At 35.4% G+C, this 26,998-nt stretch carries 23 protein-coding genes and 2 pseudogenes; 14 read left to right on the forward strand and 11 right to left on the reverse strand.

From position 1 onward, the window contains the following. Positions 1 to 6: 6 nt before the first annotated feature. The 3 genes and pseudogenes from MVE64_RS12870 to MVE64_RS12880 all read right to left on the reverse strand — a co-directional run bounded on the left by MVE64_RS12870 (position 7) and on the right by MVE64_RS12880 (position 3,650). Positions 7 to 1,178 (reverse strand): annotated as a pseudogene (locus MVE64_RS12870) (Alp7A family actin-like protein). A 455-nt stretch (positions 1,179 to 1,633) separates the two neighbouring features. Further along, positions 1,634 to 2,472: pseudogene (locus MVE64_RS12875) on the reverse strand (SDR family oxidoreductase). Between the two features lie 128 nt (positions 2,473 to 2,600). Further along, the gene (locus MVE64_RS12880; RefSeq protein WP_247346868.1) at positions 2,601 to 3,650 is read right to left on the reverse strand and encodes an NAD(P)/FAD-dependent oxidoreductase; all 1,050 of its coding nucleotides are present in this window, start codon (positions 3,648 to 3,650) and stop codon (positions 2,601 to 2,603) included. 184 nt (positions 3,651 to 3,834) lie between these two features. On the opposite strand from MVE64_RS12880, the gene MVE64_RS12885 reads away from it, so the two are divergent. The 8 genes from MVE64_RS12885 to MVE64_RS12920 all read left to right on the forward strand — a co-directional run bounded on the left by MVE64_RS12885 (position 3,835) and on the right by MVE64_RS12920 (position 11,613). Further along, positions 3,835 to 4,656, forward strand: a complete 822-nt coding sequence (locus MVE64_RS12885; RefSeq protein ID WP_247346870.1) for an ABC transporter ATP-binding protein — start codon at positions 3,835 to 3,837, stop codon at positions 4,654 to 4,656. Positions 4,657 to 4,758: 102 nt separating this feature from the next. Beyond that, positions 4,759 to 5,052: a Dabb family protein gene (locus tag MVE64_RS12890; protein WP_247346872.1), complete on the forward strand. Its 294-nt coding sequence runs from the start codon at positions 4,759 to 4,761 to the stop codon at positions 5,050 to 5,052. Positions 5,053 to 5,246: 194 nt separating this feature from the next. Then, the gene (locus tag MVE64_RS12895) at positions 5,247 to 6,380 is read left to right on the forward strand and encodes an NADH-dependent flavin oxidoreductase (protein ID WP_247346874.1); all 1,134 of its coding nucleotides are present in this window, start codon (positions 5,247 to 5,249) and stop codon (positions 6,378 to 6,380) included. Positions 6,381 to 6,572: 192 nt separating this feature from the next. Next, positions 6,573 to 7,085, forward strand: coding sequence for a hypothetical protein (locus tag MVE64_RS12900; RefSeq protein ID WP_247346875.1), 513 nt, complete (start codon positions 6,573 to 6,575; stop codon positions 7,083 to 7,085). Positions 7,086 to 7,101: 16 nt separating this feature from the next. Further along, complete coding sequence (locus MVE64_RS12905) at positions 7,102 to 7,785, forward strand: response regulator transcription factor (protein WP_247346877.1); 684 nt, start codon at positions 7,102 to 7,104, stop codon at positions 7,783 to 7,785. A gap of 2 nt (positions 7,786 to 7,787) precedes the next feature. Next, positions 7,788 to 8,792 carry a sensor histidine kinase gene (locus MVE64_RS12910; protein WP_247346879.1) on the forward strand — a complete coding sequence of 335 codons (1,005 nt, stop codon included), beginning with the start codon at positions 7,788 to 7,790 and terminating at the stop codon, positions 8,790 to 8,792. A 123-nt stretch (positions 8,793 to 8,915) separates the two neighbouring features. Beyond that, positions 8,916 to 9,677 (forward strand): ABC transporter ATP-binding protein, encoded by a 762-nt coding sequence (locus MVE64_RS12915; RefSeq protein WP_098795224.1) that lies wholly within the window; start codon positions 8,916 to 8,918, stop codon positions 9,675 to 9,677. Continuing rightward, complete coding sequence (locus MVE64_RS12920) at positions 9,667 to 11,613, forward strand: ABC transporter permease (RefSeq protein ID WP_247346881.1); 1,947 nt, start codon at positions 9,667 to 9,669, stop codon at positions 11,611 to 11,613. Before MVE64_RS12915 ends, MVE64_RS12920 begins: the two co-directional genes overlap by 11 nt. Positions 11,614 to 11,655: 42 nt before the next feature. Here MVE64_RS12920 and MVE64_RS12925 read toward each other — a convergent pair whose 3' ends face one another. Then, positions 11,656 to 11,961: an ArsR/SmtB family transcription factor gene (locus MVE64_RS12925; protein ID WP_247346883.1), complete on the reverse strand. Its 306-nt coding sequence runs from the start codon at positions 11,959 to 11,961 to the stop codon at positions 11,656 to 11,658. 16 nt (positions 11,962 to 11,977) lie between these two features. Beyond that, positions 11,978 to 12,742 carry an SDR family NAD(P)-dependent oxidoreductase gene (locus MVE64_RS12930; protein ID WP_247346885.1) on the reverse strand — a complete coding sequence of 255 codons (765 nt, stop codon included), beginning with the start codon at positions 12,740 to 12,742 and terminating at the stop codon, positions 11,978 to 11,980. Between the two features lie 212 nt (positions 12,743 to 12,954). On the opposite strand from MVE64_RS12930, the gene MVE64_RS12935 reads away from it, so the two are divergent. The 3 genes from MVE64_RS12935 to MVE64_RS12945 all read left to right on the forward strand — a co-directional run bounded on the left by MVE64_RS12935 (position 12,955) and on the right by MVE64_RS12945 (position 15,280). After that, complete coding sequence (locus MVE64_RS12935) at positions 12,955 to 13,935, forward strand: glycoside hydrolase family 43 protein (RefSeq protein ID WP_247346887.1); 981 nt, start codon at positions 12,955 to 12,957, stop codon at positions 13,933 to 13,935. A 127-nt stretch (positions 13,936 to 14,062) separates the two neighbouring features. Then, positions 14,063 to 14,818 carry a hypothetical protein gene (locus MVE64_RS12940; RefSeq protein ID WP_247346889.1) on the forward strand — a complete coding sequence of 252 codons (756 nt, stop codon included), beginning with the start codon at positions 14,063 to 14,065 and terminating at the stop codon, positions 14,816 to 14,818. 15 nt (positions 14,819 to 14,833) lie between these two features. Further along, positions 14,834 to 15,280, forward strand: a complete 447-nt coding sequence (locus tag MVE64_RS12945; protein ID WP_247346891.1) for a hypothetical protein — start codon at positions 14,834 to 14,836, stop codon at positions 15,278 to 15,280. Positions 15,281 to 15,321: 41 nt separating this feature from the next. Here the strand turns inward: MVE64_RS12945 and MVE64_RS12950 are convergent, their stop codons facing one another. Further along, complete coding sequence (locus MVE64_RS12950; RefSeq protein WP_247346893.1) at positions 15,322 to 16,215, reverse strand: GNAT family N-acetyltransferase; 894 nt, start codon at positions 16,213 to 16,215, stop codon at positions 15,322 to 15,324. Between the two features lie 380 nt (positions 16,216 to 16,595). On the opposite strand from MVE64_RS12950, the gene MVE64_RS12955 reads away from it, so the two are divergent. Both MVE64_RS12955 and MVE64_RS12960 read left to right on the forward strand, forming a co-directional pair. Then, complete coding sequence (locus MVE64_RS12955) at positions 16,596 to 17,759, forward strand: endo-1,4-beta-xylanase (RefSeq protein ID WP_247346900.1); 1,164 nt, start codon at positions 16,596 to 16,598, stop codon at positions 17,757 to 17,759. Positions 17,760 to 18,094: 335 nt separating this feature from the next. Beyond that, entirely contained in the window at positions 18,095 to 21,607 is a 3,513-nt protein-coding gene (locus tag MVE64_RS12960) for a bifunctional 2',3'-cyclic-nucleotide 2'-phosphodiesterase/3'-nucleotidase (RefSeq protein ID WP_247346901.1), read from the forward strand. Positions 21,608 to 21,654: 47 nt separating this feature from the next. Here the strand turns inward: MVE64_RS12960 and MVE64_RS12965 are convergent, their stop codons facing one another. The 3 genes from MVE64_RS12965 to MVE64_RS12970 are packed head-to-tail and all read right to left on the reverse strand — an operon-like array spanning position 21,655 to position 24,189. Then, positions 21,655 to 23,226, reverse strand: a complete 1,572-nt coding sequence (locus tag MVE64_RS12965) for an L-lactate permease (protein ID WP_247346902.1) — start codon at positions 23,224 to 23,226, stop codon at positions 21,655 to 21,657. Between the two features lie 29 nt (positions 23,227 to 23,255). Further along, entirely contained in the window at positions 23,256 to 23,435 is a 180-nt protein-coding gene (locus tag MVE64_RS28130; RefSeq protein WP_425593999.1) for a hypothetical protein, read from the reverse strand. Further along, positions 23,419 to 24,189 (reverse strand): L-lactate dehydrogenase, encoded by a 771-nt coding sequence (locus tag MVE64_RS12970; protein ID WP_425594000.1) that lies wholly within the window; start codon positions 24,187 to 24,189, stop codon positions 23,419 to 23,421. Before MVE64_RS12970 ends, MVE64_RS28130 begins: the two co-directional genes overlap by 17 nt. 243 nt (positions 24,190 to 24,432) lie before the next feature. On the opposite strand from MVE64_RS12970, the gene MVE64_RS12975 reads away from it, so the two are divergent. After that, the gene (locus MVE64_RS12975) at positions 24,433 to 24,771 is read left to right on the forward strand and encodes a DUF3895 domain-containing protein (RefSeq protein ID WP_247338878.1); all 339 of its coding nucleotides are present in this window, start codon (positions 24,433 to 24,435) and stop codon (positions 24,769 to 24,771) included. A 94-nt stretch (positions 24,772 to 24,865) separates the two neighbouring features. Here the strand turns inward: MVE64_RS12975 and MVE64_RS12980 are convergent, their stop codons facing one another. After that, positions 24,866 to 25,744: a TolB family protein gene (locus MVE64_RS12980; RefSeq protein ID WP_247338879.1), complete on the reverse strand. Its 879-nt coding sequence runs from the start codon at positions 25,742 to 25,744 to the stop codon at positions 24,866 to 24,868. 61 nt (positions 25,745 to 25,805) lie between these two features. Further along, positions 25,806 to 26,744 (reverse strand): hypothetical protein, encoded by a 939-nt coding sequence (locus MVE64_RS12985; protein ID WP_247338881.1) that lies wholly within the window; start codon positions 26,742 to 26,744, stop codon positions 25,806 to 25,808. Positions 26,745 to 26,998 lie beyond the last annotated feature (254 nt).

The raw sequence follows: 26,998 nt of genomic DNA on the forward strand, positions 1-26,998 counted from the left end.
TTTTAATTAGACTGTTTGCTTCTCATTCTTTTTCGGAGGCTCGCTGGTTTTTCTGACAAAATCGGAAACTAGTTTATAATAAGCATTTGCCATCATCCAAATACTTTCGTTTTCATCTTCAAAAAACTCAATATTATAGCCATCTAAACTATTATTTAACATCTTAATATAGTCTTTTAGAACAATGGCTCCTCCACCAACAAAATAGCAGATTTCTGTTTGTGAATTTTTTTGCCATACGTTTCGTAGATGACGGTATTGTTTCTTAGCAAGCTCAAGAAGAATGCGGTCCGTAATATCATGTACGTTTGTCCGACTACCTTTTACCATGATGTGGTGACGATCATTCTTACGTGTAATAATATCAACCACATCTCGACGGCTGTCGAGCTCAACACCATGCTTTTTGCGGATTTCTTCTCTGATTGCTTCTAATGACTCTGATACGCCAAGATTAAAGCCTGTGCTTTGTCATCATCAACATTACGATTTTTAATCACAGCAATATCTGTTGATAATCCGCCAATATCTTGAATTAAAATTTGCTTATCAATTAAATCACGATTGATAATTTTTAAATCTTTGTCCATAACTAGATTAATAAATGCAGCAAATCCTTCTGGATATACCTTCACTTCGTCAAACTTAATATTTACTTTTAAACCTTGATATTTAGGAGTTACTAAAAATTCAACTTGATGAACAGATCCGAGGAGCTGTGAGCGATAGCCAACATCTTTACCTTCCTTTACTTCACGAAGGGGCAAACCTGTTCCTAACGTATAATTTGCATCAATAACATTATTGGTTTTTTTGAAAATAGGAGAGTTTTCTTCTCGAACAGCATCTAGTGCCAGGGAAGTAAAAAGCATTACAAGTGTCTGATCTTCTTCTGATTTTGTGCTACCTGGATCCAATTCACTTGGGTTATCACTTTTTGTTGCGAGGTTACCAACTCGATAGATTGCATTGTTTTCCTTTAAGGCAGGGGAGTGAACTCTTACATGAATCCCATCTAATGGATCTTTATCATTTAATTCTTCTATACCAATAACCGGTCGGTCCTCAGTGTCTCTTGCAATAACATTAGGGATATATAATTCGTAATCTACTTTTCCAAAAAGCGCCTTCACGCAATCATTTCCAACATCAACTGCTGTAATTCTAGTTTTACTCATCTAACCATCCCTCTCTATTTTTAATTCATGAGTTACTAAATCAGTGAATCTAGTAACTCAAGGGTAAAGGGTAATGGAGAGAAGCGTCAATATTACTTTCGTTGTGTTCAATTTGAATACATGTATACAAATTTGTCTACATTTGTAACAATATTGTATACACACCTATATGACGCGATGTATACGCATTTGTATACATGTACACATCATTGTAAACAACATGTACACAATTTGTATACATGTATACAGTGACCTATACTGTGGAATTATGGTGTTTTTCGACAGTATCTTCTAACCCTTTTGACCTAGTTGAACTTTTGTTTCTACATCAGTTTTTATAGAAAAATGTAGGTTATTGGAGAAATATTTTTTAATTTTTAATAGAATTTTCCCTAATTTGATAGATTTAAGAGAAATAACTTAACAGCAAATAAGATCAAGCTTATGCTTGATCCCTATCTTAACCTTCTTAATACGATTTTTTCGAATATCGTCCACGGCACCAGCATTTTAAATAGAAGTGTTATCTTAACCCCTCTTCCGATTGCATAACGCAAGGTTGTTTTCTTCTTAAGCGCAATGGCTGTGATTAGCCTCGCTACAACCTTTGGGTCTTCAAACTTACTTGATCCACTTTCAATATGATCTTCAAGCTTACGCATCATTTCATAATAAGGTGACTCTTTCTTGAGAGAGTTCTCTGTTACCTTTTTTCCCGACGTCCATATATTTGTTTGGAATGAGCCTGGCTCTACTAATATTACGTCTATACCAAAGGACTTTACTTCCAATCGGAGAGATTCACTCCACCCTTCTAACGCATACTTTGAAGAAACGTACGGTGATAAGCCTGGAAAACCAACTCTACCACTAATGCTGCTAACATTAATTATTTTTCCTTTGGACGTCTTCCTCATTATTGGAAGTACAGCTTGTGTGACAGCTATTGCACCAAAAACATTTGTTTCAAACTGACTTCGATACTCATCAATTGGAATTTCCTCTACAAAGCCAGCTCCTGCAAATCCTGCGTTATTAACCAATACATCTACTTGCCCTACCCTTTCCACTAATTCCTTAAAAAGACTAACTGATTCTGCTGATGTCACATCTAATTCATGAATTGTTATATTACCCGTTATTCCAGAGCTTTTAGCCTCACTTAGAAGATTTGTGCTCCTTTTTTATCACGCATTGTTGAAATAACTTCAAATCCATTTTCCGCTAACTCTAATGCTGTTAGCATTCCAAACCCGCTTGAAGCTCCTGTAACAACAGCTATTTTCTTTATCATACATACTCCCCTGCCTCTTTTATGTATCTTCTATTTCCATTATATCTATAATTATATTTCTTCATTATGCATAATAAGAAGAAGTCCTACGTAGGTTCGCAGGACTTCTTCCTAAAAAAGCAGCCTATTTAATTTATCATTCTTTTAACCAATTCACGATTACGATCTTTAAATACTTCATTATGAGAAGATACCATTCCTACTTTTGTAGCATCAGGCTGAATATATTGCTTTGCTTTGTTAACAGCATTTGCAGCATCTTGAAAGGCACCTGCGATTAAGTGAAGCTTTCCATCATGAGCCAAAATATCACCAGCCGCATAAATTCCTTCTATTGAAGATTCACTAGTTGCATTACCTGATATATAAAATTGATCTTTTAATGAAACTTGCACATCACTATTTTGAAGCAGTGATGAATCTCGTTCATATCCATGATTGATTACCACTTCGTCGATCGGGAGATACGTCACTTCTCCTGTTTGATGATTTGTTAGTTCAACGCTTTCAATTTCTTCATGATTAGCACCGGCAACTAATTTCGTTATCGAAGTGTTGAAATAGCATTCAGCTTTACTCTTCATTAGTTGACTAATCTGTGCTTCATGGCCGTTTAACTCCCCTTTTCGGTAAGTTACGATTACTTTTTCAGCTATTGGCTCTAATTCGTTTGCCCAGTCAATTGCTGAGTTACCTCCACCAGATATAATGACTGTTTTATTTTTAAAACGTTTTAAGGATTTTACTGTGTAATGTAAGTTAGATACCTCGAATTTTTCAGCACCTTCAATTTCAAGCTTTTGAGGATTTAGTATTCCACCGCCAACAGCAACAATCACTGTTTTGGAATAATGCTTTTCCCCTGAAGATGTATGTAAAATAAAGATTCCTTCTTCATTACGTGAGATGGACTCCACTTTTTCATTTAATACAACTGTTGGGTCAAAGGTTAGGCCTTGCTGGACAAGCTGTTGAATTAACTTTTCTCCAAGAATTGGGGTTTGTCCCCCAACGTCCCAAATCATCTTTTCCGGATAAACATGAATTTTCCCGCCTAAATGTGGCTGAAATTCAATAATTTTTGTCTTCATTTCTCTTAATCCACTATAAAAGGCTGAGTAAAGTCCTGCAGGTCCTCCCCCAATAACAGTTACATCAAACAGTTCCTGTGAGTCCATTCTATTCACTCCTTAGCTTGAATTTCCATTAATGATTATCATTCTCATTTAACTATACTATGAATCGTTATTTTTTACAATATAGTTTAGAGTATTGACATTAGAACATATGAATTATAGAATCTAACTAAATTGAGAATCATTTTCATTTATAAGTTGGAAATGAATAAATGGAGGGTTAATAATGGCTCGCCTATATACAAATAACTTAGAAATTGGTTATGGTGAACGACTGATTGTTAAAGACTTAAGTGTAGAAATTCCAGATAAAAAAATAACAACAATTATAGGTTCAAACGGTTGTGGAAAATCCACTTTATTAAAAGCCATTACAAGAATCATTCCTCACCAATCTGGAACTGTCATATTAGATGGAGAAGATATTTCCAAGGAAAACACCAAGATTCTTGCAAAGAAGATGGCAATTCTCCCCCAAACACCTGAAAGTGCGAGCGGTTTAACAGTTGGTGAACTTGTTTCTTATGGACGCTTTCCTTATCAAAAAGGTTTTGGACGCTTAACAAAGAAAGATTATGAAGTCATTGATTGGGCACTTGATGTGACAGGAACGATTGACTTTAAGTTCCGACCAGTTGATGCGCTATCAGGTGGACAACGTCAGCGTGTGTGGATCGCTATGGCCCTTGCTCAGGAAACAGACATCATCTTTTTAGATGAACCAACTACATATTTAGATATGGCTCACCAATTGGAAGTATTAGAGCTTCTTCAAAAGTTAAATAAAGAGCAAGAACGCACCATTGTTATGGTTTTGCATGACTTAAACCAAGCTGCACGCTTTGCTGACTATATCATCGCATTAAAGGACGGTCAGGTCATTAAAGCCGGTGATTGTGAGGAAGTTATCACACATGATGTGTTAAGGGATGTTTTTAACATTGATGCTGAAATTGGCAAAGATCCACGTACAGATAAACCGATGTGTATAACTTATAATTTATTAAAAAAGAATTCTTCTGCTATTCACTCTACTGCTGTTATTTGATAATTGATATCCAATAGCACAAAATGTAAAATGAGATAGAAATTGCCGCTTAGTTAGTTGGCAAATATTATACAGAAAAGTCATTGAAATGGAGAGAAACAGATGATTCAACGTACTGTACTTATTAAATTTGAAGAAACAACAACACAAGATCAATATCAAGAAATGGTTAGTCGTTTTACAGCATTAAAGAACGTATTAACTGGCATTGTTGAAATTCATGCAGGTCTTAACCTTGCTGAGAAAAGCAAAGAATATCAAATTGTTTTAATGGTTCGTTTTGAGGATCAAGCAGCCCTTGATGCTTATGCAGCTAACGAGGATCATCAAGCTGTTGCAGCATTCATTCGTGATTCTGGTAGAATTGACAGCATCGGTGTAGATATTGAAATTTAATTAAACAGAGAAAAGACATTGCAAGGAATTGTAGTGTCTTTTTATTTTTAATTTATCTTCCCTCCTCCCCTCCTTAAAATATTACCTTCAACATTTTTTCATAAACCCTAACACATTTGCTAAGCATATTTATGTACAAACGAAGATCGTTTTCTTAATATAACAAGTACACGAAAACAAGGAGGAAGATACAATTGAGTAACAGCTTTTTATCTACATATACATTACCTAATGGAATAGAATTAAAAAACCGTCTCATCATGGCTCCAATGACAAACTTCTCTTCTCATTCAGATGGAACTGTAACTGAAGAAGAAGTAAATTACTATGCACGCCGTTCTAATGGAGTAAGCATGGTCATTACCGCTTGTGCCTACGTTACGCCTAATGGCAAAGGATTTCATGGTGAATTTGGTGCAGATAAAGATGAGATGATCCCAAGCTTAGAAAAGCTGGCAACAAGAATTAAAGAGCAAGGTGCTAAAGCTGTTTTGCAAATTTTTCATGGCGGAAGAATGTGTCCTCCTGAATTAGTACCTAACGGTGAACTTGTTAGTGCAAGTGATATTCCTGCTGAAAACGGTGGGGTATCAACTGAAGAACCTGACAAGAAACCAAGAGCCTTAACGGAAGCAGAGGTTGAGGATATCATTCAAGCCTTTGGCGAAGCAACACGTCGTGCGATTGAAGCAGGATTCGATGGAGTAGAAATTCATGGGGCTAATGGTTACTTAATTCAACAGTTTTTCTCTCCACACTCTAATAGACGTGAAGATCGATTTGGTGGCAGCCTTGAAAAACGAATGACTTTTCCTTTAGAAGTGGTTGATACAGTGAAAAAGGTTGTTCAAGAACATGCTAAAGAACCTTTTATTGTTGGCTACCGTTTTTCACCGGAAGAACCCGAAACACCAGGTATCACAATGGATGAAACTCTAGCTCTTGTAGATGCTTTATCAAATAAGGGTCTTGATTATTTACATGTATCATTATTTGATTTCTTCTCAACTCCTAGAAGAGGTGTGGAAGACCTAACGAAGACTAGGATCTCTTATCTTCAGGAAACGATTAATGATCGAGTTCCGTTAATTGGTGTAGGATCTATCTACACAGCTGAAGATGCCCGTAAAGCCTTTGAAACAGGAGTACCTCTCCTTGCCTTAGGTCGAGAGCTAATCATTGATCCTGATTGGGTTCAAAAGGTAACAGACGGAAAAGAGGACGAAATTGTTACAGAAATTAATAAAGATAAACAAGAAGAACTCGTTATTCCTGACCCGCTATGGAATGCGATTATTAATACACCAGGTTGGTTTCCCGGTGTTTAATACTTATTAGATAAAATCACTCACGAATTCTATGTTCGTGAGTGATTTTATAACTCCTTAGCTCCTGTCACAATATATGTGTACCCCCTCACTCATTACGGTATATTTTCCCAATAGGTTATTTTATAATAGTAATAAAAAGCATCTTTTGAAAGAGGAAAATACGATGAGCACAGAAAAAAACCTCCTTTATTGGCATGGTTTGTTTTAATAGGTGGAGCATTATTCCTCATCAATGCCCTTCCTGGTTTCATTTTTTTATTTTTAATGAAATTTAAGCAATCAGGTTTCTTTCATTTTTTTTCACTCTTTTATCTTATCATTGCCCTTGTGATCATTCTTGGTGCAATTTGGGCGATGAAGCGTTCTTTTGATAAGATTAAAAATTTTCATGTTTTGAAAAAGGAAACGAACATGCAAGATTCCCTACTAACTACCAGTACACCTTCAGAAAAAATATCAACAACAATCTGGCCATGGCTTGTTTTAATTCCTGGTGGATTGCTACTCGTTAGTACAGGTCCTGGTATAATCATGTTACCAATTATGCCTTTATTCTTAGCCGCAATGTCAACCGATTCAGGAGTCACTCCTGGTTACGTACCTTTGCTCATCATCGTAATCGGATATGGACTGATGCTTGGCTATATCACTTTAGTTGTTCTAGCTATTAAAAAACTAAGGAAAAAAGAGAAATTAAACTAGTAGTGTGGTGAAAATTTTGTTTAAACTTTTAGTTATTGAAGATGATATGACCCTGTTTAACGAAGTAAAAGACCGATTAGCCGGCTGGTCTTATGAGGTGCATGGGATTACTGATTTTAGCAAGGTCATGGAGGAGTTCATTTCTATTAATCCAGAACTCGTCATCATTGATATACAACTTCCTAAATTTGATGGATTTCATTGGTGCCGAATGATTAGATCACTATCGAATGTTCCAATTATTTTTCTCTCTTCAAGAGATCACCCCACTGATATGGTGATGTCTATGCAGCTTGGTGCTGATGACTTTATTCAAAAGCCCTTTCACTTTGATGTTCTCATTGCTAAAATTCAAGCGATCCTTCGCAGAGTTTATGATTATAGCATTGAACAGCTAACAGTGAAAACATGGTGCAATGCCACAGTAGATTTAGAAAGAAATACTGTGGTCAATGATATTGGTTCTATTGAACTAACAAAAAATGAAATGTTTATTTTAAAAATATTAATTCAACATAAAAACAAGATTGTTAGCCGGGAGAACATTATCAATCAGCTATGGGATGATAAGCGTTTTGTTAGTGATAATACATTAACTGTTAATGTGAATCGCTTGCGGAAACGGTTGGATGAGATTTCATTAGGAAGTTTTATTGAAACCAAAGTCGGACAAGGCTATATGGCCGTAGAAGAGGTATAAATATGGTAAAAACATATCTTCTGGAGCGACGAAGCTGGATTGTCTTTTTCATTTTCCAAAACCTGCTTCTCCTTTTTATTGCCTATATTGATCCAAAAATTTCGCTACCATCTATAGCGTATGTAACCTTCTTAATGACCCTTATTTTACTCCTATTCCTTGCTTTTCGTTATCAAAAAGAAACAAAGTTTTATAAAGCTTTACAGGAACGGGAAAAAGATTTTGATTTAACGCGCTTAATAAAGCCTGACAGTCCGTTTGAGCAGATGATAGAAAGTAGTTTTATTGAGCAAATAGACTACTTAAAAACGATAGCCTCAAAAAATCAAGTCATGTTAGAGCAGGAAAAAGATGATTTATTATCATGGATTCATGAAGTGAAAACCCCCCTAACAGCCATGCATTTAATGGTTGAAAAAATAGAAGATAATGCACTGAAATCCCAAATAACCTATGAGTGGCTTAGAATTCACTTACTTCTTGATCAGCAGCTTCATCAAAAACGATTGCTTTTTATTGAGAATGATTTGCTAATAGAAAGAACAGACTTAGAAGCTTTGTTGTTTCAGGAACTAAAAACCTTACAATCATGGTGTATTCAAAAAGGAATTGGTTTTGATATCGATCTTCAAAAAACAGAAGTATTAAGCGATTCAAAATGGCTTGCTTTCATTGTAAGACAGCTTTTAACAAATGCTGTTAAATATAGTGATCACTCTGATATTTATATGAAAAGCTATCAACAAGATGAACATACATACTTACAAATACAAGACTTCGGTCGAGGAATAGATGAAAAAGATCTCCCTCGAATATTCGATAAAGGCTTTACCTCTACAACCAATCATGATGACCAATCAGCCACAGGAATGGGATTGTATCTCGCAAAAAAAGTAGCTAAATCCTTGTTAATTGAGATTGTCATTCAATCTGAGGTGGGCGTAGGAACAACCATTATACTTACCTTTCCAAAAAGAAATGACTTTGTGAAGGTAATGAGCATGTGACAACATTGTCACATGCTTTTCTATTTTGTTAGATCAATCGAGGGAAAAGCTGATTTCCCTTTTTTATAATGAAGTTAGATGAAAGCTAAAGATCATTTCGTAATGAAAGGGAGTTTTTCCATAATGAATATTTTAGAAGCAACGAAAATCCATAAAAGCTTTGGCAATAAGTTTAATAAACAAGAAGTTTTAAAGGGAATAGATATCACGATTAAACAAGGTGAGTTTGTTAGTATTATGGGGGCATCCGGTTCAGGAAAAACCACGCTACTGAATGTCCTTTCCTCTATTGACCGTGTCAGCAGTGGTTCTATTATGATCCAAGGCAATGAAATGACGAAGCTTAAAGATAAACAACTTGCACAATTTCGAAAAAATCATTTGGGCTTTATTTTTCAAGATTATAATCTGTTAGATACTCTTACTGTGAAAGAAAACATCCTTCTTCCATTATCGATCACAAAAACACCTAAAAAAGAAGCTGATCAAAAGTTTCAAGACTTGGCTACTGCCTTAGGCATTTATGAACTAAAAGATAAATATCCAAATGAAATATCCGGTGGGCAAAAACAACGAACATCTGCAGCAAGGGCGTTTATTCACCAACCGAGTATTATTTTTGCAGATGAGCCTACAGGAGCTCTTGATTCAAAATCCGCTTCAGATTTATTGCATAAATTAAGTGAATTAAATCAAAACCGTCAGTCTACCATTTTGATGGTTACACATGATCCAACTGCGGCGAGCTTCTGTAATCGAGTGATTTTTATAAAGGATGGACAAATTTATACTCAATTAAATAAAGGTGCGCAAGATCGACAACGTTTCTTCCAGGATATTATCAAAACTCAAGGTGTATTAGGTGGTGTAAAATATGACCACTAATCAGCTTATATTTAGAAGCTTAAAGAAAAATCTTAAGAATTATTATCTCTATGCGTTTGCTTTAATTTTTAGTGTTGCTCTTTATTTTGCATTCGTTACCTTGCAATATGATCCCTCTATGGATGAAGCAAAGGGTACAGTAAAAGGAGCAGCAGCTGTTAAAACAGCATCCATTTTACTTGTAGCGATTGTGAGTATTTTCCTTTTATATGCAAACAACATTTTTATCAAAAGACGTAGTAAAGAAATAGGATTATTTCAATTGATTGGGATGACAAAAGCTGAAATCTTTCGGATTTTAAGTACAGAAAATCTTATTCTTTACTTCGGCTCTTTATCTATAGGCATCTTTATCGGCTTTTCTTTTTCAAAGCTTATTACCATGATTTTATATAAAACAACAGCGGTTGATGAGATTGCTACCTTGCATTTTTCTTGGCAAGCTCTTGTCCAAACGATTTTGATATTTGTGGCAATCTATCTGCTAATTATCGGAATGAACTCCTTATTTATTAAGAAGCAAAGCATTCTCTCTCTTTTTCGAGTAACTTCTACAACAGAAGGAAAAGTGAAGAAACTATCAGTTATAGAAACCATAATTGGGGTTTTAGGATTAGCTCTTATTATACTAGGCTATTATGTGTCTTCTAAATTATTTGGTGGGGATTTTACAACGATTAATGAGTTATTTTTTGCGATGACCTTTATTTTAACCTCCGTAATTATTGGAACCTACCTTTTTTATAAGAGCTCAGTACGCTTTATTGCAAATATTATTAGAAGAAAAAAAGGTGGCTATTTAAATATTAACGAGGTTTTATCTCTTTCTTCTATTATGTTTCGGATGAAATCTAATGCTCTTTTACTTACCATTATTACAACTGTTTCAGCTCTAGCAATTGGCTTGCTATCTCTCAGTTATATTTCTTATTATTCGGCTGAAAAGCAAGCACAAAATAGTGTTCCTGATGACTTTGCTATAACAAATGTTGAAGATGCAGATACGTTTAAAGTTGAATTAGAGGCTGCTAATATAGCATATAAGGAAAGAAAAATGGAGGTTCTCCAAGTCAATACGAACCTATCGAATATTTTAGATGCTAAATTAGAAGGGTTAAATTACCATCCAAGCGCTATGCCAATGCCTGTTATTAGTGAGAAGGAACTTAAGGATATTGATGTTGCAGCAGATGAAACTCTTTTCACTGGATATAATGATTTTCTGCAAAAGTTTATGAAAATGAAAAACTCCGGTCAAATTGAACTGAAGGGAAAAAATGAGGTCATTTCACAAAAGCTTATAGGAATAGAAAGACATTATCCTATTTCATGGTATTTTACCAGTGGTGGAATACCTACCGCAATTGTTGACGAATCTACATTTGAGCGTTTAAAACAGGATCTTGAACAGGAAATACAAAGAGAATCTTCTATTTATATCGGGTTAAATATTAATGATGAGGATAATATACAAAAAGCTAATGACCTTTTTCAAAAGCTGGGGTTTGACCAGAACGAAGGACATGATTCACAACTAGCTATGGCAAACGGTCAAAAGAGGACAATGGGGTTAGCAATGTTTATCGTCGGATTTTTAGGATTAACCTTTCTGATTACGTCAGGATGTATTCTTTACTTCAAACAAATGGATGAAGGTGAAGATGAGAAACCAAATTATACGATCTTAAGAAAGCTTGGATATACTCAAGGAGATCTACTTAATGGAATTAGAATGAAACAAATTTATAACTTCGGTATCCCACTGTTTGTTGGTTTACTTCATAGTTATTTTGCTGTTCAATCTGGATGGTTTTTATTTGGAACTGAGGTATGGACACCGATGATTATGGTAATGGTTGTTTATACTGCGTTATATTCAATATTTGGTATTTTGTCTGTTTTACATTATAAAAAAGTGATAAAAGAAGCTTTATAGTACGATGGCCCCTTACTTTTCAGCAAGGGGCTGTTTTACACATTAAAGAATACACTCATCTTCAACAATCTCAATAAGCTGCTTTAGCTGCTCAACACTACTATCCAAAGAAAGTGAATAATATCTAGTTGTACCCTTCTGTTCAATTTCAACTAATTGGTTATCTCGCATAATTTTTAAATGATGAGAAATAGCTGGTCGAGAAAGATTAGAATGCTCTGCAATTTCATTTACACTAAGTGGCTCTTTCTCTGCAAGCAATAAAATAATGTCTTGTCTTGCCGGGTCACTTAATGCATGAAATAGTGGAATACATGCTCTAAATACCTCGATTGCTTGTTGCCCCATAAAAAACCCTCATTTCTTATTTTTCCCCAGCTACGTATTTTGCAATTTTAGCTGCTAAGCTGCGTGGGAGAAACTTTGCACTTATGGCACCTAATTTATTTACACTACCTGTTATAATGACACGTTTTCCATTCATTAATCCATTATAACCTTCTTTTGCCACAACATCTGATAACATGGCTTTACTGAACATTTTTGTTTTCTCAACACTTGCAACAGATCCAAAGTTTGTTTTCGTTGCACCAGGACAAAGCGTTGTAACAGTCACGGAATAATTCGATAATTCCTCAACAAGTGCTTCAGAAAATGACAAAACATAAGCCTTTGTTGCATAATAAACAGCCATAAATGGCCCAGGCTGAAAAGCTGCTGTGCTTGCTACATTCAAAATTCTCCCGCTGTTTCTTTCTTTCATTTCCGGTAAGAAATAATGAGTTAATTCTGTTAAAGCTGTGATATTTAATTGAATCATCTCAACTTGTTTTTGTAGATCTAGCTGATCAAATTCACCCATTAAACCAAATCCTGCATTGTTCACTAGTACATCAATATGAATGTCCTTTGCTTTCATTTCCTCATATACTTCTTTAGCTGCACCACTTTTGCTTAAATCTTTCGTCAACACTACTACATCGAGATGACTATATGTTTGTTGTATCGCAGACATTTTCTCCGTGTTCCTTGCTACAAGGACAAGATTATAACCATCATCAGCAAAAAGCTTAACAAATTCATACCCCAAGCCACTAGTTGCCCCTGTAATTAATACTGTTTTATTCATGATGTTTCCTCCCTATGTCAATATGTTTAAATGTTTAAACATATAATAATATAATGTTTCAATAATAACAAATGGTAATTTAAGTATGTACCGTTTTCTAATTAGGTATATAGGTAATTAAAATAATTTCATATTGTTTGTTTAATTAATAAACAAAGTTTGCTATAATTAATACAAACGCTTACAAATTACTAGTAGATAAGGAGATTAAGATGAGTAAACAACCAAAACCTAACCAACCAATCGTGGAACATATTTATACGGCAGATCCTTCTGCACATGTATTTGAAGGCAAAATTTATATCTATCCTTCACATGACTTGGATCATAATGAACCTTCAAATGACAATGGTGATCAGTACAAAATGGAAGATTACCATGTATTATCAATGGATAATTTTGAATCTCCTTGTATTGATCATGGACAGGTTCTTCATGTAAAAGATATTCCGTGGGCAAAGAAACAATTATGGGCGCCAGATGCAGCGTTCAAAAACAACACCTATTATTTATTTTTCCCGGCAAGAGATCATGATGATATTTTTAGAATTGGTGTTGCAACAAGTACAAATCCTGCTGGTCCTTTTACTCCACAAGAGAGTTATATACCAGGAAGCTTTAGTATCGATCCAGCGGTACTAGTAGATAATGACAACAGATCATATGTGTACTTCGGTGGTCTATGGGGAGGACAGCTAGAAAAGTGGCAAACTGGAACATTTAACCCAGATGGTGAAGGTCCTGCAGCATCAGAACCAGCATTAGGGCCGATGGTAGCTGAGCTAGAGGATGATATGCTTACATTCAAATCTGAACCACAAGAAATCTCAATTGTTGATGAAGATGGTAATCCAATCCTAGCTGGTGATGAAGAGAGACGATTCTTCGAAGGAGCTTGGGTACACAAATATAATGATGAGTATTATCTTTCCTATTCAACGGGAACAACTCACTGCATCGTGTATGCAACCAGCAAAAATCCACAAGGTCCATTCACGTATAAGGGGAAAATTCTTACTCCAGTAACAGGCTGGACCACTCATCATTCAATTGTTCAATTTGAAGATAAATGGTACCTATTTTATCATGATTGCTCTTTATCAGACGGAGTCGATCATAAACGCAGTGTGAAGTATGCTGAAATACACTACAATGAAGACGGTACTATTCAGACGATAGATCCTTATAAGTAAGAAATTTAAGAACACTACAATGTGGTTATTGTAGTGTTCTTTTACTTTTTTTAAAACCTTCACTAATTTTGGATATAGTTGGGGAAGAATAAGATTATAACAAAATAATATAAAGGGTACGATCAAAATGAGTCAAAAACCTCCTACTCTTGCTACAATTCACACACTGGGCACAACATTTATTCAACAGCATAATCCGATCATGATTGCTTGGTGGTCGGCAGTATTCCCAGGATTTGGACATTACTTACTTAACCAATATGTTAGAGCTACTCTTTTAACCTTAAGCGAAGTTTTTATAAATACATTTGCTCATATCAATGAAGCAATGGTCCTTTCCTTTTGTGGTAAATTTGAACAAGCTTCGCTAATCTTAGAGCCTAAGTGGGCTTTTGGTTACCTTACAACTTACTTAGTGACCATTTGGGATAGCTATAGGTCTACTCTTTATCAAAATAAATTATGTCACATCGCCTACCTAGAAAACCATTCTGTTTCAAGATTAAAAATTATTCCAAATGAAATACAATATATTGAAAGAAAAAAACCATTTATTAGTGCTATTTATTCCTTCTTCTTTCCAGGTCTTGGCCAGCTTTACAACCACCAAGTTGGTCTTGCCTTCTATGCTATGTTTTGGTGGTGGATCTATATAACCTTTTCAAATCTTCATGAAGCAATACTTACATTAGTATTAGGAAGTTTGGCTGATTCATCTTCCATCCTTCATCCACATTGGTTGTTATTTATGCCATCTGTATTGGGAGGGTCTATTTATCAAGCATATGTTACAACAATTGGACATAATAAGCTCTATCGCATTGCACAACGTCAACACCTCACAGAGCGATATAGTCAAAATCGTCCTCGTATCTTCAAGTAAGCGGGAGTTTCTATTATGATTATTGTCGGAACGTTTGAACAATCAATTGAATTAGAGCAAGCCCTAGCCGTTCTAGAAAGCCATTATGTCACTAGAGAACAAATACTTGTGACCTTTATGGAAAGTAGCCCAAAAGAATGGCTAGAAGGTAGAACGAAAAGCATCCGTTCAAATGCCTTTGAAGTTGGAATGGCTGTCGCAACCGGCAGTGCCGTTGTAGGTGCTAGTCTAGGATTCATTCTAACTCTAGGACCAATCATATGCGGATTACTAGCTACATTCATTGGATTTGCAATTGGTTATAGCATCTATTATCTCAATAATAAGAAGGGCCCTAGAATGCCAAGGCAATTGCCTGAGGTTACTGTTATCATTCAATGTTTGGAAGGTAGTCAGATTCACCTTATTAAGAATGTTTTATGGGAATATAAAGCTCTTACTGTGGGAGTGTTAGAATCATAGAAATATGGCATTAGCACTTGCTGTTACAAGACTCTGGTCTCTCACAGCTTATATTGATAACAAATTAATCCCTCTACCTCTTTAAAATCCTCTTGTACATAAAGTAGTTTAGCTCTTTCGTTATCTGCATTAACAGAAAGACATGTTCTGCTATACTTTGCTTTTTGGGAAAAAAGAAGCATGGCTCTTAATAAGGTTCTACCTAGCCCTTTTCCTTGATACTCAGGAATAATCGCTATTGGTCCTATATTCATAATAGGACCCCTTTCATATTCATCATTAACTCCTCTAATCACCCCTACTGGCCTCTCATTATGATATAGAATCATTGCTCCCCCCTCTATATGTTCTTTTGAAAGCATCATTTTATTTACATCATCAGGTGAAATCGGTGTTTCATTTCCTGTTAGGGTGGCAAATGCAATATTTCGTACATCACACCATTTTTGCTCATCTAAGTTATGCTGAAATGGCTTAATTACATACTCATCTAGTAAGTAGATATCTGAAACAGGGGTATTCTCTCTTACTAAGAAAAATACATATCTTTCTACAGAAAAACTTAAGCCTTTGATACATGAATCCAAGCTTTTATTATTGATAGGTACAAACATGAAAATCTTGGCTAATTCCTCGGTATGCTTTAAGATCTCCTCTAGCAGCATTTGATATAGCTCTTTTTGTTCAAGTTCACAATGAAAAATTCTAAATCTTCCTTTTTTACTTTTTACAGCATATTCATCCAAAACAAGTGAAGCCGCTCCAACTATCCTATCTGAGTGATCAATCAATACATATGTAGGATTTTGATCATTTGGCTCAAAGGTGTTTAAATCTCCATCATACAAATATGAATCATCAATCAAAGAACGATGTTTTTTACAATATACTACGAATTGCTCAACTCTCTCATTCTTTAATAACTCTACATTCATCTAGACCACCTGCTTCTAATAAAAAGTTTTTATAGAATTAATATATATTAATTTTGATCAAAAGAATGATTTCCTCTCTATTTGTTTCTAGATATTTTTAATTTAGGAATATAGTTACAAACTAACCTCTTTTCTAAAGAATAATTTGCTACTATTTTACTAAATTTATAAAATAAACCAAAAACTTAGTTTATTTGGTAGCCAAACAAAGTTTATGTTGATATAATCAATTTCAGATAGGGCTCTGCCATACATACTTAGCTTCCTACAGAAATGTAAGCCCTTACTTAATCTAATTTATTAAAAAGGAGGTTAGTTAGAGTTATTCAGAAGCTGTTTTAGAAAGCCTTTCAAATCTATTTTAAAAAGGAGATTAAAACATGTTAAACGTATTACGTAAACCAATTATTTCTGGATTAGCCCTAGCCTTATTATTACCTGTAGGAATGAGTACTGCTTCTGCAGCCACTACTAATACGGAGAAACCTAGTATTAGTGCCTTATCCGCACCACAGTTAGATGTTAGATATCAAGATTCCTTTACAATCGGAGCAGCTGTAGAGCCAAGTCAATTAGAAGGTAAAGATGCAGCCATGCTAAAGCGCCATTATAACAGTATCGTTGCTGAGAATGTGATGAAGCCAATTAATATTCAGCCAGAAGAAGGAAAGTTTAACTTTAAAGAAGCTGACAAGATTGTCAAGTTTGCAAAAGAAAATAATATGGACATTCGATTCCATGCTCTTATCTGGCATAGCCAAGTACCTGAATGGTTCTTCCTTGATAAAGATGGGAAAAAAATGGTCGATGAAAAAAATCCTGTACAACGTATGAAAAATAAAAAGCTTCTATTAAAACGTGTTGAGAATCATGTTAAAACGATTGTTTCACGTTATAAAGATGATGTGAAATCTTGGGATGTTGTGAATGAAGTCATTGATGATGGCGGTGGATTACGTCAATCAGATTGGTTTAAAATCACTGGAACTGACTTTATTAAAGTAGCCTTTGAAACTGCTCATAAATACGGTGGAAACGATGCTATGCTTTATATTAACGACTATAATACAGAAGTAGAAACAAAAAGAGATGACTTATATAATTTAATAGTGGACCTTTTAGAGCAGGGCGTGCCAATTGATGGTGTTGGACACCAATCGCATATCCAACTTGGATGGCCTACATTACAACAAACAGAAGATTCTATCAATCTGTTTGCTGATCTTGGTTTAGATAACCAAATTACAGAGCTTGATGTAAGTCTTTATGGTTGGCCACCAAAACCGGCTTATAAAACATATGGTGAAATCCCTGCTGAAGTTTTTAAAGCTCAAGCAGAACGCTACGATGCTTTATTTAAATTGTACGAAAAACTAGATGATAAGATTAGTAATGTTACTTTCTGGGGAATTACAGATAACCATACATGGTTAGATGATCGTGCTGAGGAGTACAATGATGGGGTAGGAAAAGATGCACCATTTGTATTTGATCCGAATTACAAAGTAAAACCAGCTTATTGGGCAATTATTGATCATAAATAAAATGTTTAGGAAGAGAAGCTGTCTTTTAACATTAAGGCTGCTTCTCTCTTTTATAAAGTCCCCAAATTTCTCATCCCCTTTTAACTCTAAGCGTTTTGTACCATTTAAACCAATTGCATAAAATTGTTTTTTACTTAATCTGATGAAATTATATATTTTCTCCTATATTAATTTTTCCCATCTTCTGAAAATTAAGTATTTAGATAGATGTTTCCCCCTTTATATCCTATTATTTTTCGGTATATATTAACCATTCTTTTGAAGTATTCGACTAGTATAAAATGTTCCTTGGAGACTAGTAATCTCTCAAAAAAATTAAAGGATGGATGTATCACATGAAGTTGCAAAGCAAGCTTAAAGGTAAAAAGATTTTAACTAGTACTTTAGCCATTTGTTTGTTATCAACACCGTTTATGACAAATGTTGTAAATGCAGCTAAACCTACTACTTCTAAGGTTCAATCACAAGTAGAACTTCGAATTATGGAAACAACAGACATTCACACGAACCTGCTCAACTTCGATTACTACAAAAATGCTGAAGCCCCTAAGCTTGGACTAGCTAAAACAGCAACTCTTGTTAAGGAAGCAAGAAAAGAAGTAGATAACTCTGTCCTTGTAGACAATGGTGACCTTATTCAAGGTACCCCTCTTGGCACCTACAAAGCAAAGATCGATCCACTTGAGGACGGCGAGGTACATCCAGCAATTGAAGCAATGAACTTAATGGATTATGACATGGCTACACTTGGAAACCATGAGTTCAACTATGGTCTAGACTACCTAGATGAAGTGTATGATGATGCTGAATTTCCTTTTGTAAATGCAAATGTTTATATTGATGATCATGATGATAATCCTTCAAATGATGTTAATAAATATAGCCCTTATAAAATCGTTAATAAAAAAGTAAAAGATGAAGATGGAAAAACGAAGGTTATCAAAGTTGGATATATTGGTTTTACTCCACCACAAATCAACGAGTGGGACAAAGCTCATCTAGATGGTAAAGTCATCACAAAAAATATCATCGAAAGTGCTAAAAAATATGTACCTCAAATGAAGAAAAAAGGTGCAGATGTTGTGATCGCTTTAGCACACTCTGGCTTTAGTGGAAATGAAGAGAATACAGAGGATGCTGTTTATGCTTTAAGTAAAGTAGATGGGATCGATGCTATTACTTTCTCACATACACATAAAACATTTCCAGCTAAGGATGTTGCCAGCTTAGATGCGCTTTTTAAAGGTGCTGACGGACAACCATTAGCTGGAGTAGATAATAATAAAGGCACAATCAATGGAGTTGCTGCGGTTCAAGCAGGATATGGTGGTGGTGCACTCGGAATCATCGACCTTACTCTACAAAAGATTAAAGGAAAGTGGGAAGTGTCTAATTCTCAGTCTTCTACTAGATCAATAGAAACAGTTCAACCAGATCAAGAAATTGTCAAGGCTGTCAAGGCTGCACATGAAGACACAATTGACTATGTAAATACACCAATCGGAACAACAACTGATGATATTTACAGCTATTTTGCTCTTGTTCAAGATGATCCTTCTGTTCAAGTCGTAACAAATGCGCAAAAATGGTATGTAGAAAACTACATCTCATTGAACAAGCCTGAATTAAAAGATCTTCCAATTTTATCTGTTGGAGCACCTTTCAAAGCAGGACGTAATGGTGTTGAAGAATATACAGAAATCAAACAAGGTGATTTAACAATCCGTAGTGCGGGTGATTTGTATCTTTATGACAACACATTAAAAGCTGTAAAAGTAACAGGTTCAGTTGTAAAAGAATGGATTGAAATGTCAGCTGGTAAGTTCAATACAATTAACACTTCTAAAACCGAAGCACAAGAATTATTAAACCCTTCTTTCCCAGTGTATAACTTCGACGTGATTGACGGAGTTGAGTATCAAATTGATGTCACACAGCCTGCTAAATATGACACAAAAGGAAATGTTATTAACCCTGAGTCTAGTCGTGTTGTGAACTTAGAATACAACGGAGAGCCAATTGATTCAGAACAAGAATTTGTTGTTGTTACAAACAATTATCGTGCTGGTGGCGGTGGAAATTTCCCTGGTCTCAAAGGTAGCGAGTTAGTGGTTGATTCTGCTGATGAAAATCGCCAAATTTTAATGGATTATATTTCGGAAGTAAAAGAAGTAACTCCAACTGCTGATGGTAACTGGTCAATTGCACCGATCTCAGGTGATGTGAATGTTACATTTACGACTTCACCGAAGGCAGAGCAGTACATTACTGAAGGAAGTCCATTCTCTTATACAGGAGAAACAGATGCTAATGGATTTGGAATTTTCACTATTAACTTAAACCAAAATCAAGGAGTAAAAGTTCAGCTTTTAGGGTTAAATGATTTACATGGACAATTAGATACCGTTACAAAAGTAGGGACTTCTTTGGCTGGTCAAATGGAATATACAGCTGCTGCTCTAAAAGCAGAAGAAGCAACAAATCCAAACACTTTACTTCTTCATGCTGGTGACATGATTGGTGGAAGCCCACTAATTTCAGCTCTTTTCCAAGATGAGCCAACAATTGAAGTTTTAGAAGCAATCGGCTTTGATGCTGGAACTTTAGGTAACCATGAGTTCGATGAAGGAATTGATGAGTTAAAACGGATGATGAATGGCGGCGAGCATCCAAATGGCACTCCAGAGTATGATGGAATGAACTTTCCACTTGTGGCAGCAAATGCTTATGATACAAGAGATGGAAAGCTAATTACTGATCCTTACACAGTATTAGAAACTGGTGGTCAAAAGATTGGTGTCATTGGGGTTGTCACTCAAGAAACGCCTTCAATGATCGTGACAAAAGGAAACGAAACTTTAAAAATTACAGATGAAGCAGAAGCAATTAATAAATATACCGCAGAATTAAAAGAAAAAGGTATTGAATCAATTGTTGTTTTAGCTCACAACCCTGCTACACAAACTGGTTATACCGATTCCTTTGATGCTAGCAGAATAGCAGAACAAATTGATGATGAAGTAGATGTTATCTTTGCTGCTCATAACCATGTGAAGGTTAATAGAGTTGTAGATAATAAGTTAATTGTACAAGCTTATTCTTATGGTTCTGCTTTCTCAGATGTTGAACTTACTATCGATCCTTCAACAGGAGATGTTACTAGTAAATCAGCAGAAATTATAACGGTTTACCAAAATGATTATACGCCAGATCCTAACGTAGCAGAAATCATGGATAAGTATGAAGCACAAGTTGAGCCAATCAAAGCTCAAGTTGTTGGTGAGTCTCTATCTACCCTTGAAAAAGGCTACCCTACTGTAACGAGTGAGTTCGGTGACAATGGACTTGGTAACCTCATCGCTGATGGAATGAAAGATGCAATGGACGCTGATTTTGCCCTCATGAACGGTGGCGGAGTTCGTTCTCCACTTGAAGCTGGTGAAATCACATACGGTGATTTATTTGCAGTTCAACCATTTGGTAATGTATTAAATAAAGCTACCCTCAGTGGTGCAGATTTAAGAGTTATTTTAGATGAACAAATTAGTGACAGAGGTCTTGATTATCATATTTCAGGCTTTAAATATACGTACACATATGATGATGCTGCTAAAACTGGAAAAGTCCAGGATATCCTTTTACCTGATGGAACTCCAATCGACCCAGCAACAGAATATACAGTCGTTGTAAACAACTATATGTATGGAAACATTAAAACTAGCTTCGGAAAACTTTCTTCAAACATGGAAGTCGGCCCAGTAGACCTTGATGCTACAGTTGAGTACGTTAAGAGTTTACCTTCACCAATTGACTATAAATCTGAAGGAAGAATTACAAGAGTGAACTAAACTGAAAAGGAGGCTGACCTAATTTGTGTCAGCCTCCTTTTATTTCTCTAAAAAATCAAAGCAAGAACAAACGTCCAAATACACACAAACCCTAGTAACCCAAAGCTATATTTTAATGTCATCTTCGTTAGTTCCGCCTCTTTGCCTGTTTCACCTACTGCTGCTGTTGCAATGGCAATAGATTGTGGAGAAACAAGCTTTGCCATTACTCCCCCGGCAGTATTTGCAGATACTAGTAAAGATGGATTTGTTCCAATGATGTTACCTGCTGTAGTTTGAATTGGTGCGAATAATGTGTTGTTATTCACCACAGATCCTGTCATGAATACACCAATCCACCCTAATATTGGAGCTAATAACGGGAACACATCCCCTGTTGTGGCTACTGCTTGCCCTAATGCTATTGTTAATCCGCCGTATGTCATTAACTTCGCAATACCAATAATTGCAGAAATCATAATAATTGGTATTCTAAATTCTAAAATCGTCTTTTTCAATAGTTTAAAGCTATCCATAAACTGAATTTGTTTAGTAGAAGCGACTGTTGTTAATCCTGCTAAAAGAATCGCTGTTCCTGTTGCCCCTATTAAATCGATACCTACCCCTATTGAAGACCCGGGAATTATGAATTTCACTGCTGTTGCTGCAAGGAAGCCACCTTCTGCAAATAGCCCTTTAAAAACTGGCAAACTCCAAATTAAGACAAAAATCGTTAGTAAGTAAAATGGAGACCAAGCTTTGATCACTTCACTCATAGAGTGCTTTTCAACTTCACATTTTTTACCGTTAAGTAAGAATATTTCTTTTGGTTGCCATTTTTTAAGAAATAGCGCCAGTGTACCCATTGCTAATAAAGATGGAATAATATCGGCTAACTCGGGTCCAATCGTTACTGTAATAATTGCCTGTGTTACTGTATAAGTAGCAGATGTGACTAAAATGGCAGGTAGTATTTCTTTAATACCTTTAAAACCATCAAGTAACCAAACTAGTAGGAACGGAATTGTAAAGTTGATAATTGGTAATGTTAAGGCAGTCATCGTTGAAACATCCATTGATGTAACTCCCTCTAGATGAAACGTATCAATGATGCCCACCGGTATCCCGATTGCTCCGAAAGCCCCAGACGCCCCATTTGCAATTAAGCATAACATAGCTGCCTGCAATGGTTTAAATCCTAATGAAACTAAAAGTACAGCACAGATTGCAATTGGTACACCAAAGCCTGCCGCTCCTTCGAGAAATGCGTTGAAGCAAAATCCGATTAATAATAGATGAATCCGTTGGTCTTGAGAAATGCCTACTATACTTCCTCGTAATATATCAAACTTCCCTGATTCGACTGCAATTTTATATAGCCATACTGCCATTACAATGATGTAACCAATCGGCCATAATCCTAGTATCGCACCTTGGATGACACTCCCGATTGCTTCCCCTAAAGGGAGCTTAAAGACTACTAATACAATTAAGAAGGTTACCGCTAAGTTTAATAAAGCAGCATGTATTCCCTTCATTTTAAACAATGTTAAACATAATAGAAATAATATGATTGGTATGGCTGCAACTAATGCTGATATGGCGAGATGCTGAAATGGGTCAAACGTTTCAACTAACATGATGATTTCTCCTCTGTGTGGTTTCTAAACTAACCCCAAATAGTAGCTTGAATATCTTTTAGTGTTTGTACTGACTTTGTGAATTTTTCCTGTTCTTGATCATTTAAAGAAAGCTCAACAACTTTCTTTATACCTGTGCGATTGATAACAGATGGTACCCCGATATAAACATCACTGTGTCCATTTTCCCCTTCAAGATAAAGCCCCAACTGGTAAAACCACATTCTCGTTCTTTAAAATTGCTCTTGTAATTCTCGCTAATCCCATTGCAATTCCATAATATGTTGCCCCTTTAGATTCAATGATTTTATAGGCTGCATCACGAACTTGAACGGCAATTTCCTGTTTTCGTTCCTCTGTTAATTTCGGTGCAACCTGTGTACCAGAAATATTTGCAGAGCTCCATACAGGTAACTGAGAATCACCATGTTCACCGATAATATAGCCATGTACACTTGTTGGTGCTGTATCAAATTCTTCTCCTAGTAAATAGCGAAATCTAGCAGAGTCTAACACTGTTCCAGATCCGATTACTCTTTCTTTTGGCAATCCAGAAAATTTCCATGTTGCGTAGGCTAAAATATCAACCGGATTTGTTGCCACTAAGAAAATTCCGTTAAATCCAGATTGCATAATTTGATTTACAATAGATTCAAAGATTTTCACATTTTTACTTACAAGATCTAATCTAGTTTCCCCTGGTTTTTGTGCTGCACCGGCACAAATAACAACAAGTGCTGCATCCTTGCAATCTTCATAAGTACCAAATTTGATACTCATAGAATTTGGTGCATAAACAATTCCATGATCTAAGTCCATTACGTCACCTTTTGCTTTTTCTTCATTTAAATCTACAAGCACTAACTCATCACTGATTCCTTGATTCATTAACGCATAAGCATAACTTGATCCAACCGCTCCAGTACCAACTAATACAACTTTATTTCCTAATGTTACATTCATTTTGTATTCCTCCAATTTATCATTTTATATTGTGAAGTTTTTCACAAGTATTTATATAATGTTGTGTTGATCATCAACTTGTGATCATTGTAACACCGTTATTTTATAAAAAATGTGAGAAAGATCACACAAGGTATTAAAAAAATTGATCCTAAAATAAACTAGGATACTAATTTGTAGTAGAATGAAATGTAATCCTATTATTTACTTCCCTTAAAAATGCTCAAAAGAGGTGGTCATGATTTGACGATTCAATCAGCTCATTCTTATATAAATCAGTATTTAAAAGAAAACACCATTATATCTGCAACAGATTTATGCCAACATCTTATTACAAATCATGGTTTTTCAAGTGATGCCTATTCTACAGGTAGACCTAAATTATATGTAGATGTTGTGAAGTATCTTGAAAACTTACAAAAAAATGGGCATCTAGATGCTGTTGAAAAAAATCAAGAGAATTGTCTATACAAGGTCTTAACTGTAGAGATCCCGGATGATTTCCATAAAGAAAGTGAAAAAATCGAGGAAGATGACAATAAAGATGATGATTATGAAGATCTGCAAATGACTTTATTTTAAAAAGTGAAGATATAAAATTTAACACTACCTATAATTGATTTATAAAAAAGCAGTAGTTTCCCTACAAATGGATAACTACTGCTTTTTTTATGATTTAATTTAGTTCGTATCTGACAAATGCCAACTGTTTACTGTCTGGAGACCATGAATTCACATTGATTGTACCTTGACCACCAAACAGTTTCACCAACAAACGCGACTCTCCACCTGTACTAGACATGATTCTTAACTCAACATCCTTATTAGGAGGATGGTCTCCAGGTTCTACCTCTCCTTTTTTATAAGCAAGATAAACTACCTTCTCACCATCAGGAGAAACATGTGGAAACCAATTATTGCTTTCTTCAAATGTTATTCTCGTTTGTTCACTACCATCTGCATTCATACGCCATATTTGCATCAAACCGGACCGAGTGGAATTAAACCAAATATGTTTTCCATCTGGTGAGTATTCAGGGCCATCATCTAAGCCCGGAAGATCTGTTAGCTGTTTTTCCTCTCCGCCATATGCTGGGATCGTATAAATGTCGTACTGGCCATTTCTTTCTGCACAATAAGCTAATGTCTTTCCATCAGGTGACCAGCCATGAAGATAAGATGGAGCCATTGGCGTTATGAGAGTTGGAATGCCGCCTTTTGCAGGAAGGATGTATATGCGTGATTGATGATCCAGGGCAGTATGGTGACTGATAGCAATCTGAGATTCATCAGGAGATAAAACATGATCGTTGTTACAGGAGGTTGCAAAGCCTGTTTCTATGAGGCTGTTTTCATAAGTATTTAAATTAAAGGAGTAAAGATGACCATCACTGTTATAAATAAGCTTTCCATCACGGGTCCAATTTGGTGCTTCAATTACCTTATGAAAGGAGGCTAGTGTCTTTCTTTCACCAGTTTCAATATTGATTATTTCCAGGAAGCTTTTTGTATTTTTCCCTTTGGGTAAATCATATTGTTCCTTTGATTGATCCATGTGTTTTCCCCTAACTACTTGAATTTTAGTCCTTATATATCTTATTGAATTAAACGAGTTCCTATAACTGTTCTACTATAAACTTTTTCTCCTTCTGTACAAGCTCTAACTCTTCCATTTTCCCATTGACTTGATCTACTAATTTATCCAGAATTTCTGTCACTTTATCATACTGCTCCCTTGTTTTATCCAAAGCATCATTAATTCTTCCCTGCACCATAAAGTCTACGATGAATCCATCGAAAAAGAAGTCAGCAAACATCAATAAACCTGAAATATCAACTTCGAGCTTTGCTTCTTCTTGTACATCTAATAATTCTTTTTGAAACTTCCGCATATGTGTTTGTGCATCATGAAGATAGTCTTCTGCATCATTAATATGCTGGTGTTTCACAAATCCTGAAATTGTTCCACCACCCAGCATATCCGCTGTTCCCCAATTACTAGCTTTTTCAAGAGAATTTTCTGCATCCGTCAGCGATTCCTTCACAAGTTCACCAGCAGTAATCGCTTCATTTAACTCATCAATATAAGCTCTAAGATTTCCTTCCTTTTCACTCAGTTCCAAAACCCTATCAGCATGTGTTGAATGGCTGCTCTTTATTAAAGCTTCTTTATCTAATAAAAGCTTCTGATAATCATCCTCCACATTTGAAAGAGGGTATAGCTTATTCCTTATTTCGTTGATTGACTCATCAATACCCGATTTAATTTTTAATACTTCATCTAGCCTATGTTTTGTAGCTAGTAACTCCTTGTTTTCCTTTGAAAGCTTCTCATCCTTTGTACCAGATAATGTTACAAATAAATTTGTTAAACTCATTCGTTCAAGCTTATTAACATCTTCCTGGTCAGATTTAAATTGATCGTTTAATTGAGAGATTTTCCCTTCAACTACTTCTAATTCTTTTTGAAAATCCTCTATCTGAACTTTATATTTTTGTTTTTTCCTAAGGTCACCTTTGATTTTAATTAGTTTCTCATTTATATCTGAGAACATGTCAACTCCCCCAGTTTTCTCTGTTTCTATTTCATACGTAAAAAATGGAAAAAGGTTTCAATAGAATATAGACTAGTATCAATTGTTACATTCAAATGAGAAAAGGTGATTATACTTTGTTCTAATAATGGAGATAATGGTTAATGGCTAGCTGCAGCATATTTTTGCAACTAGTTAAAATTTAGGTGAATTAATATACTATTAATTTATAAATACACTTTCAAATAATTTATCATTCTGTTACCCTTGACGTA

This window comes from Metabacillus endolithicus, assembly GCF_023078335.1.
Lineage (GTDB): Bacteria > Bacillota > Bacilli > Bacillales > Bacillaceae > Metabacillus > Metabacillus endolithicus.

Excerpts from the sequence above, each read along its gene's own strand:
- MVE64_RS12980 (WP_247338879.1), bottom strand. The coding sequence starts at position 25,744 with ATGGATCAATCAAAGGAACAATATGATTTACCCAAAGGGAAAAATACA.
- MVE64_RS12890 (WP_247346872.1), top strand. The coding sequence starts at position 4,759 with ATGATTCAACGTACTGTACTTATTAAATTTGAAGAAACAACAACACAA.
- MVE64_RS12965 (WP_247346902.1), bottom strand. The coding sequence starts at position 23,226 with ATGTTAGTTGAAACGTTTGACCCATTTCAGCATCTCGCCATATCAGCA.
- MVE64_RS12880 (WP_247346868.1), bottom strand. The coding sequence starts at position 3,650 with ATGGACTCACAGGAACTGTTTGATGTAACTGTTATTGGGGGAGGACCT.
- MVE64_RS12925 (WP_247346883.1), bottom strand. The coding sequence starts at position 11,961 with ATGGGGCAACAAGCAATCGAGGTATTTAGAGCATGTATTCCACTATTT.
- MVE64_RS12920 (WP_247346881.1), top strand. The coding sequence starts at position 9,667 with ATGACCACTAATCAGCTTATATTTAGAAGCTTAAAGAAAAATCTTAAG.
- MVE64_RS12940 (WP_247346889.1), top strand. The coding sequence starts at position 14,063 with ATGAGTCAAAAACCTCCTACTCTTGCTACAATTCACACACTGGGCACA.
- MVE64_RS12915 (WP_098795224.1), top strand. The coding sequence starts at position 8,916 with ATGAATATTTTAGAAGCAACGAAAATCCATAAAAGCTTTGGCAATAAG.
- MVE64_RS12930 (WP_247346885.1), bottom strand. The coding sequence starts at position 12,742 with ATGAATAAAACAGTATTAATTACAGGGGCAACTAGTGGCTTGGGGTAT.
- MVE64_RS12955 (WP_247346900.1), top strand. The coding sequence starts at position 16,596 with ATGTTAAACGTATTACGTAAACCAATTATTTCTGGATTAGCCCTAGCC.
- MVE64_RS12945 (WP_247346891.1), top strand. The coding sequence starts at position 14,834 with ATGATTATTGTCGGAACGTTTGAACAATCAATTGAATTAGAGCAAGCC.
- MVE64_RS12960 (WP_247346901.1), top strand. The coding sequence starts at position 18,095 with ATGAAGTTGCAAAGCAAGCTTAAAGGTAAAAAGATTTTAACTAGTACT.
- MVE64_RS12985 (WP_247338881.1), bottom strand. The coding sequence starts at position 26,744 with ATGTTCTCAGATATAAATGAGAAACTAATTAAAATCAAAGGTGACCTT.
- MVE64_RS12910 (WP_247346879.1), top strand. The coding sequence starts at position 7,788 with ATGGTAAAAACATATCTTCTGGAGCGACGAAGCTGGATTGTCTTTTTC.
- MVE64_RS12950 (WP_247346893.1), bottom strand. The coding sequence starts at position 16,215 with ATGAATGTAGAGTTATTAAAGAATGAGAGAGTTGAGCAATTCGTAGTA.
- MVE64_RS12935 (WP_247346887.1), top strand. The coding sequence starts at position 12,955 with ATGAGTAAACAACCAAAACCTAACCAACCAATCGTGGAACATATTTAT.
- MVE64_RS12970 (WP_425594000.1), bottom strand. The coding sequence starts at position 24,189 with ATGAATGTAACATTAGGAAATAAAGTTGTATTAGTTGGTACTGGAGCG.
- MVE64_RS12885 (WP_247346870.1), top strand. The coding sequence starts at position 3,835 with ATGGCTCGCCTATATACAAATAACTTAGAAATTGGTTATGGTGAACGA.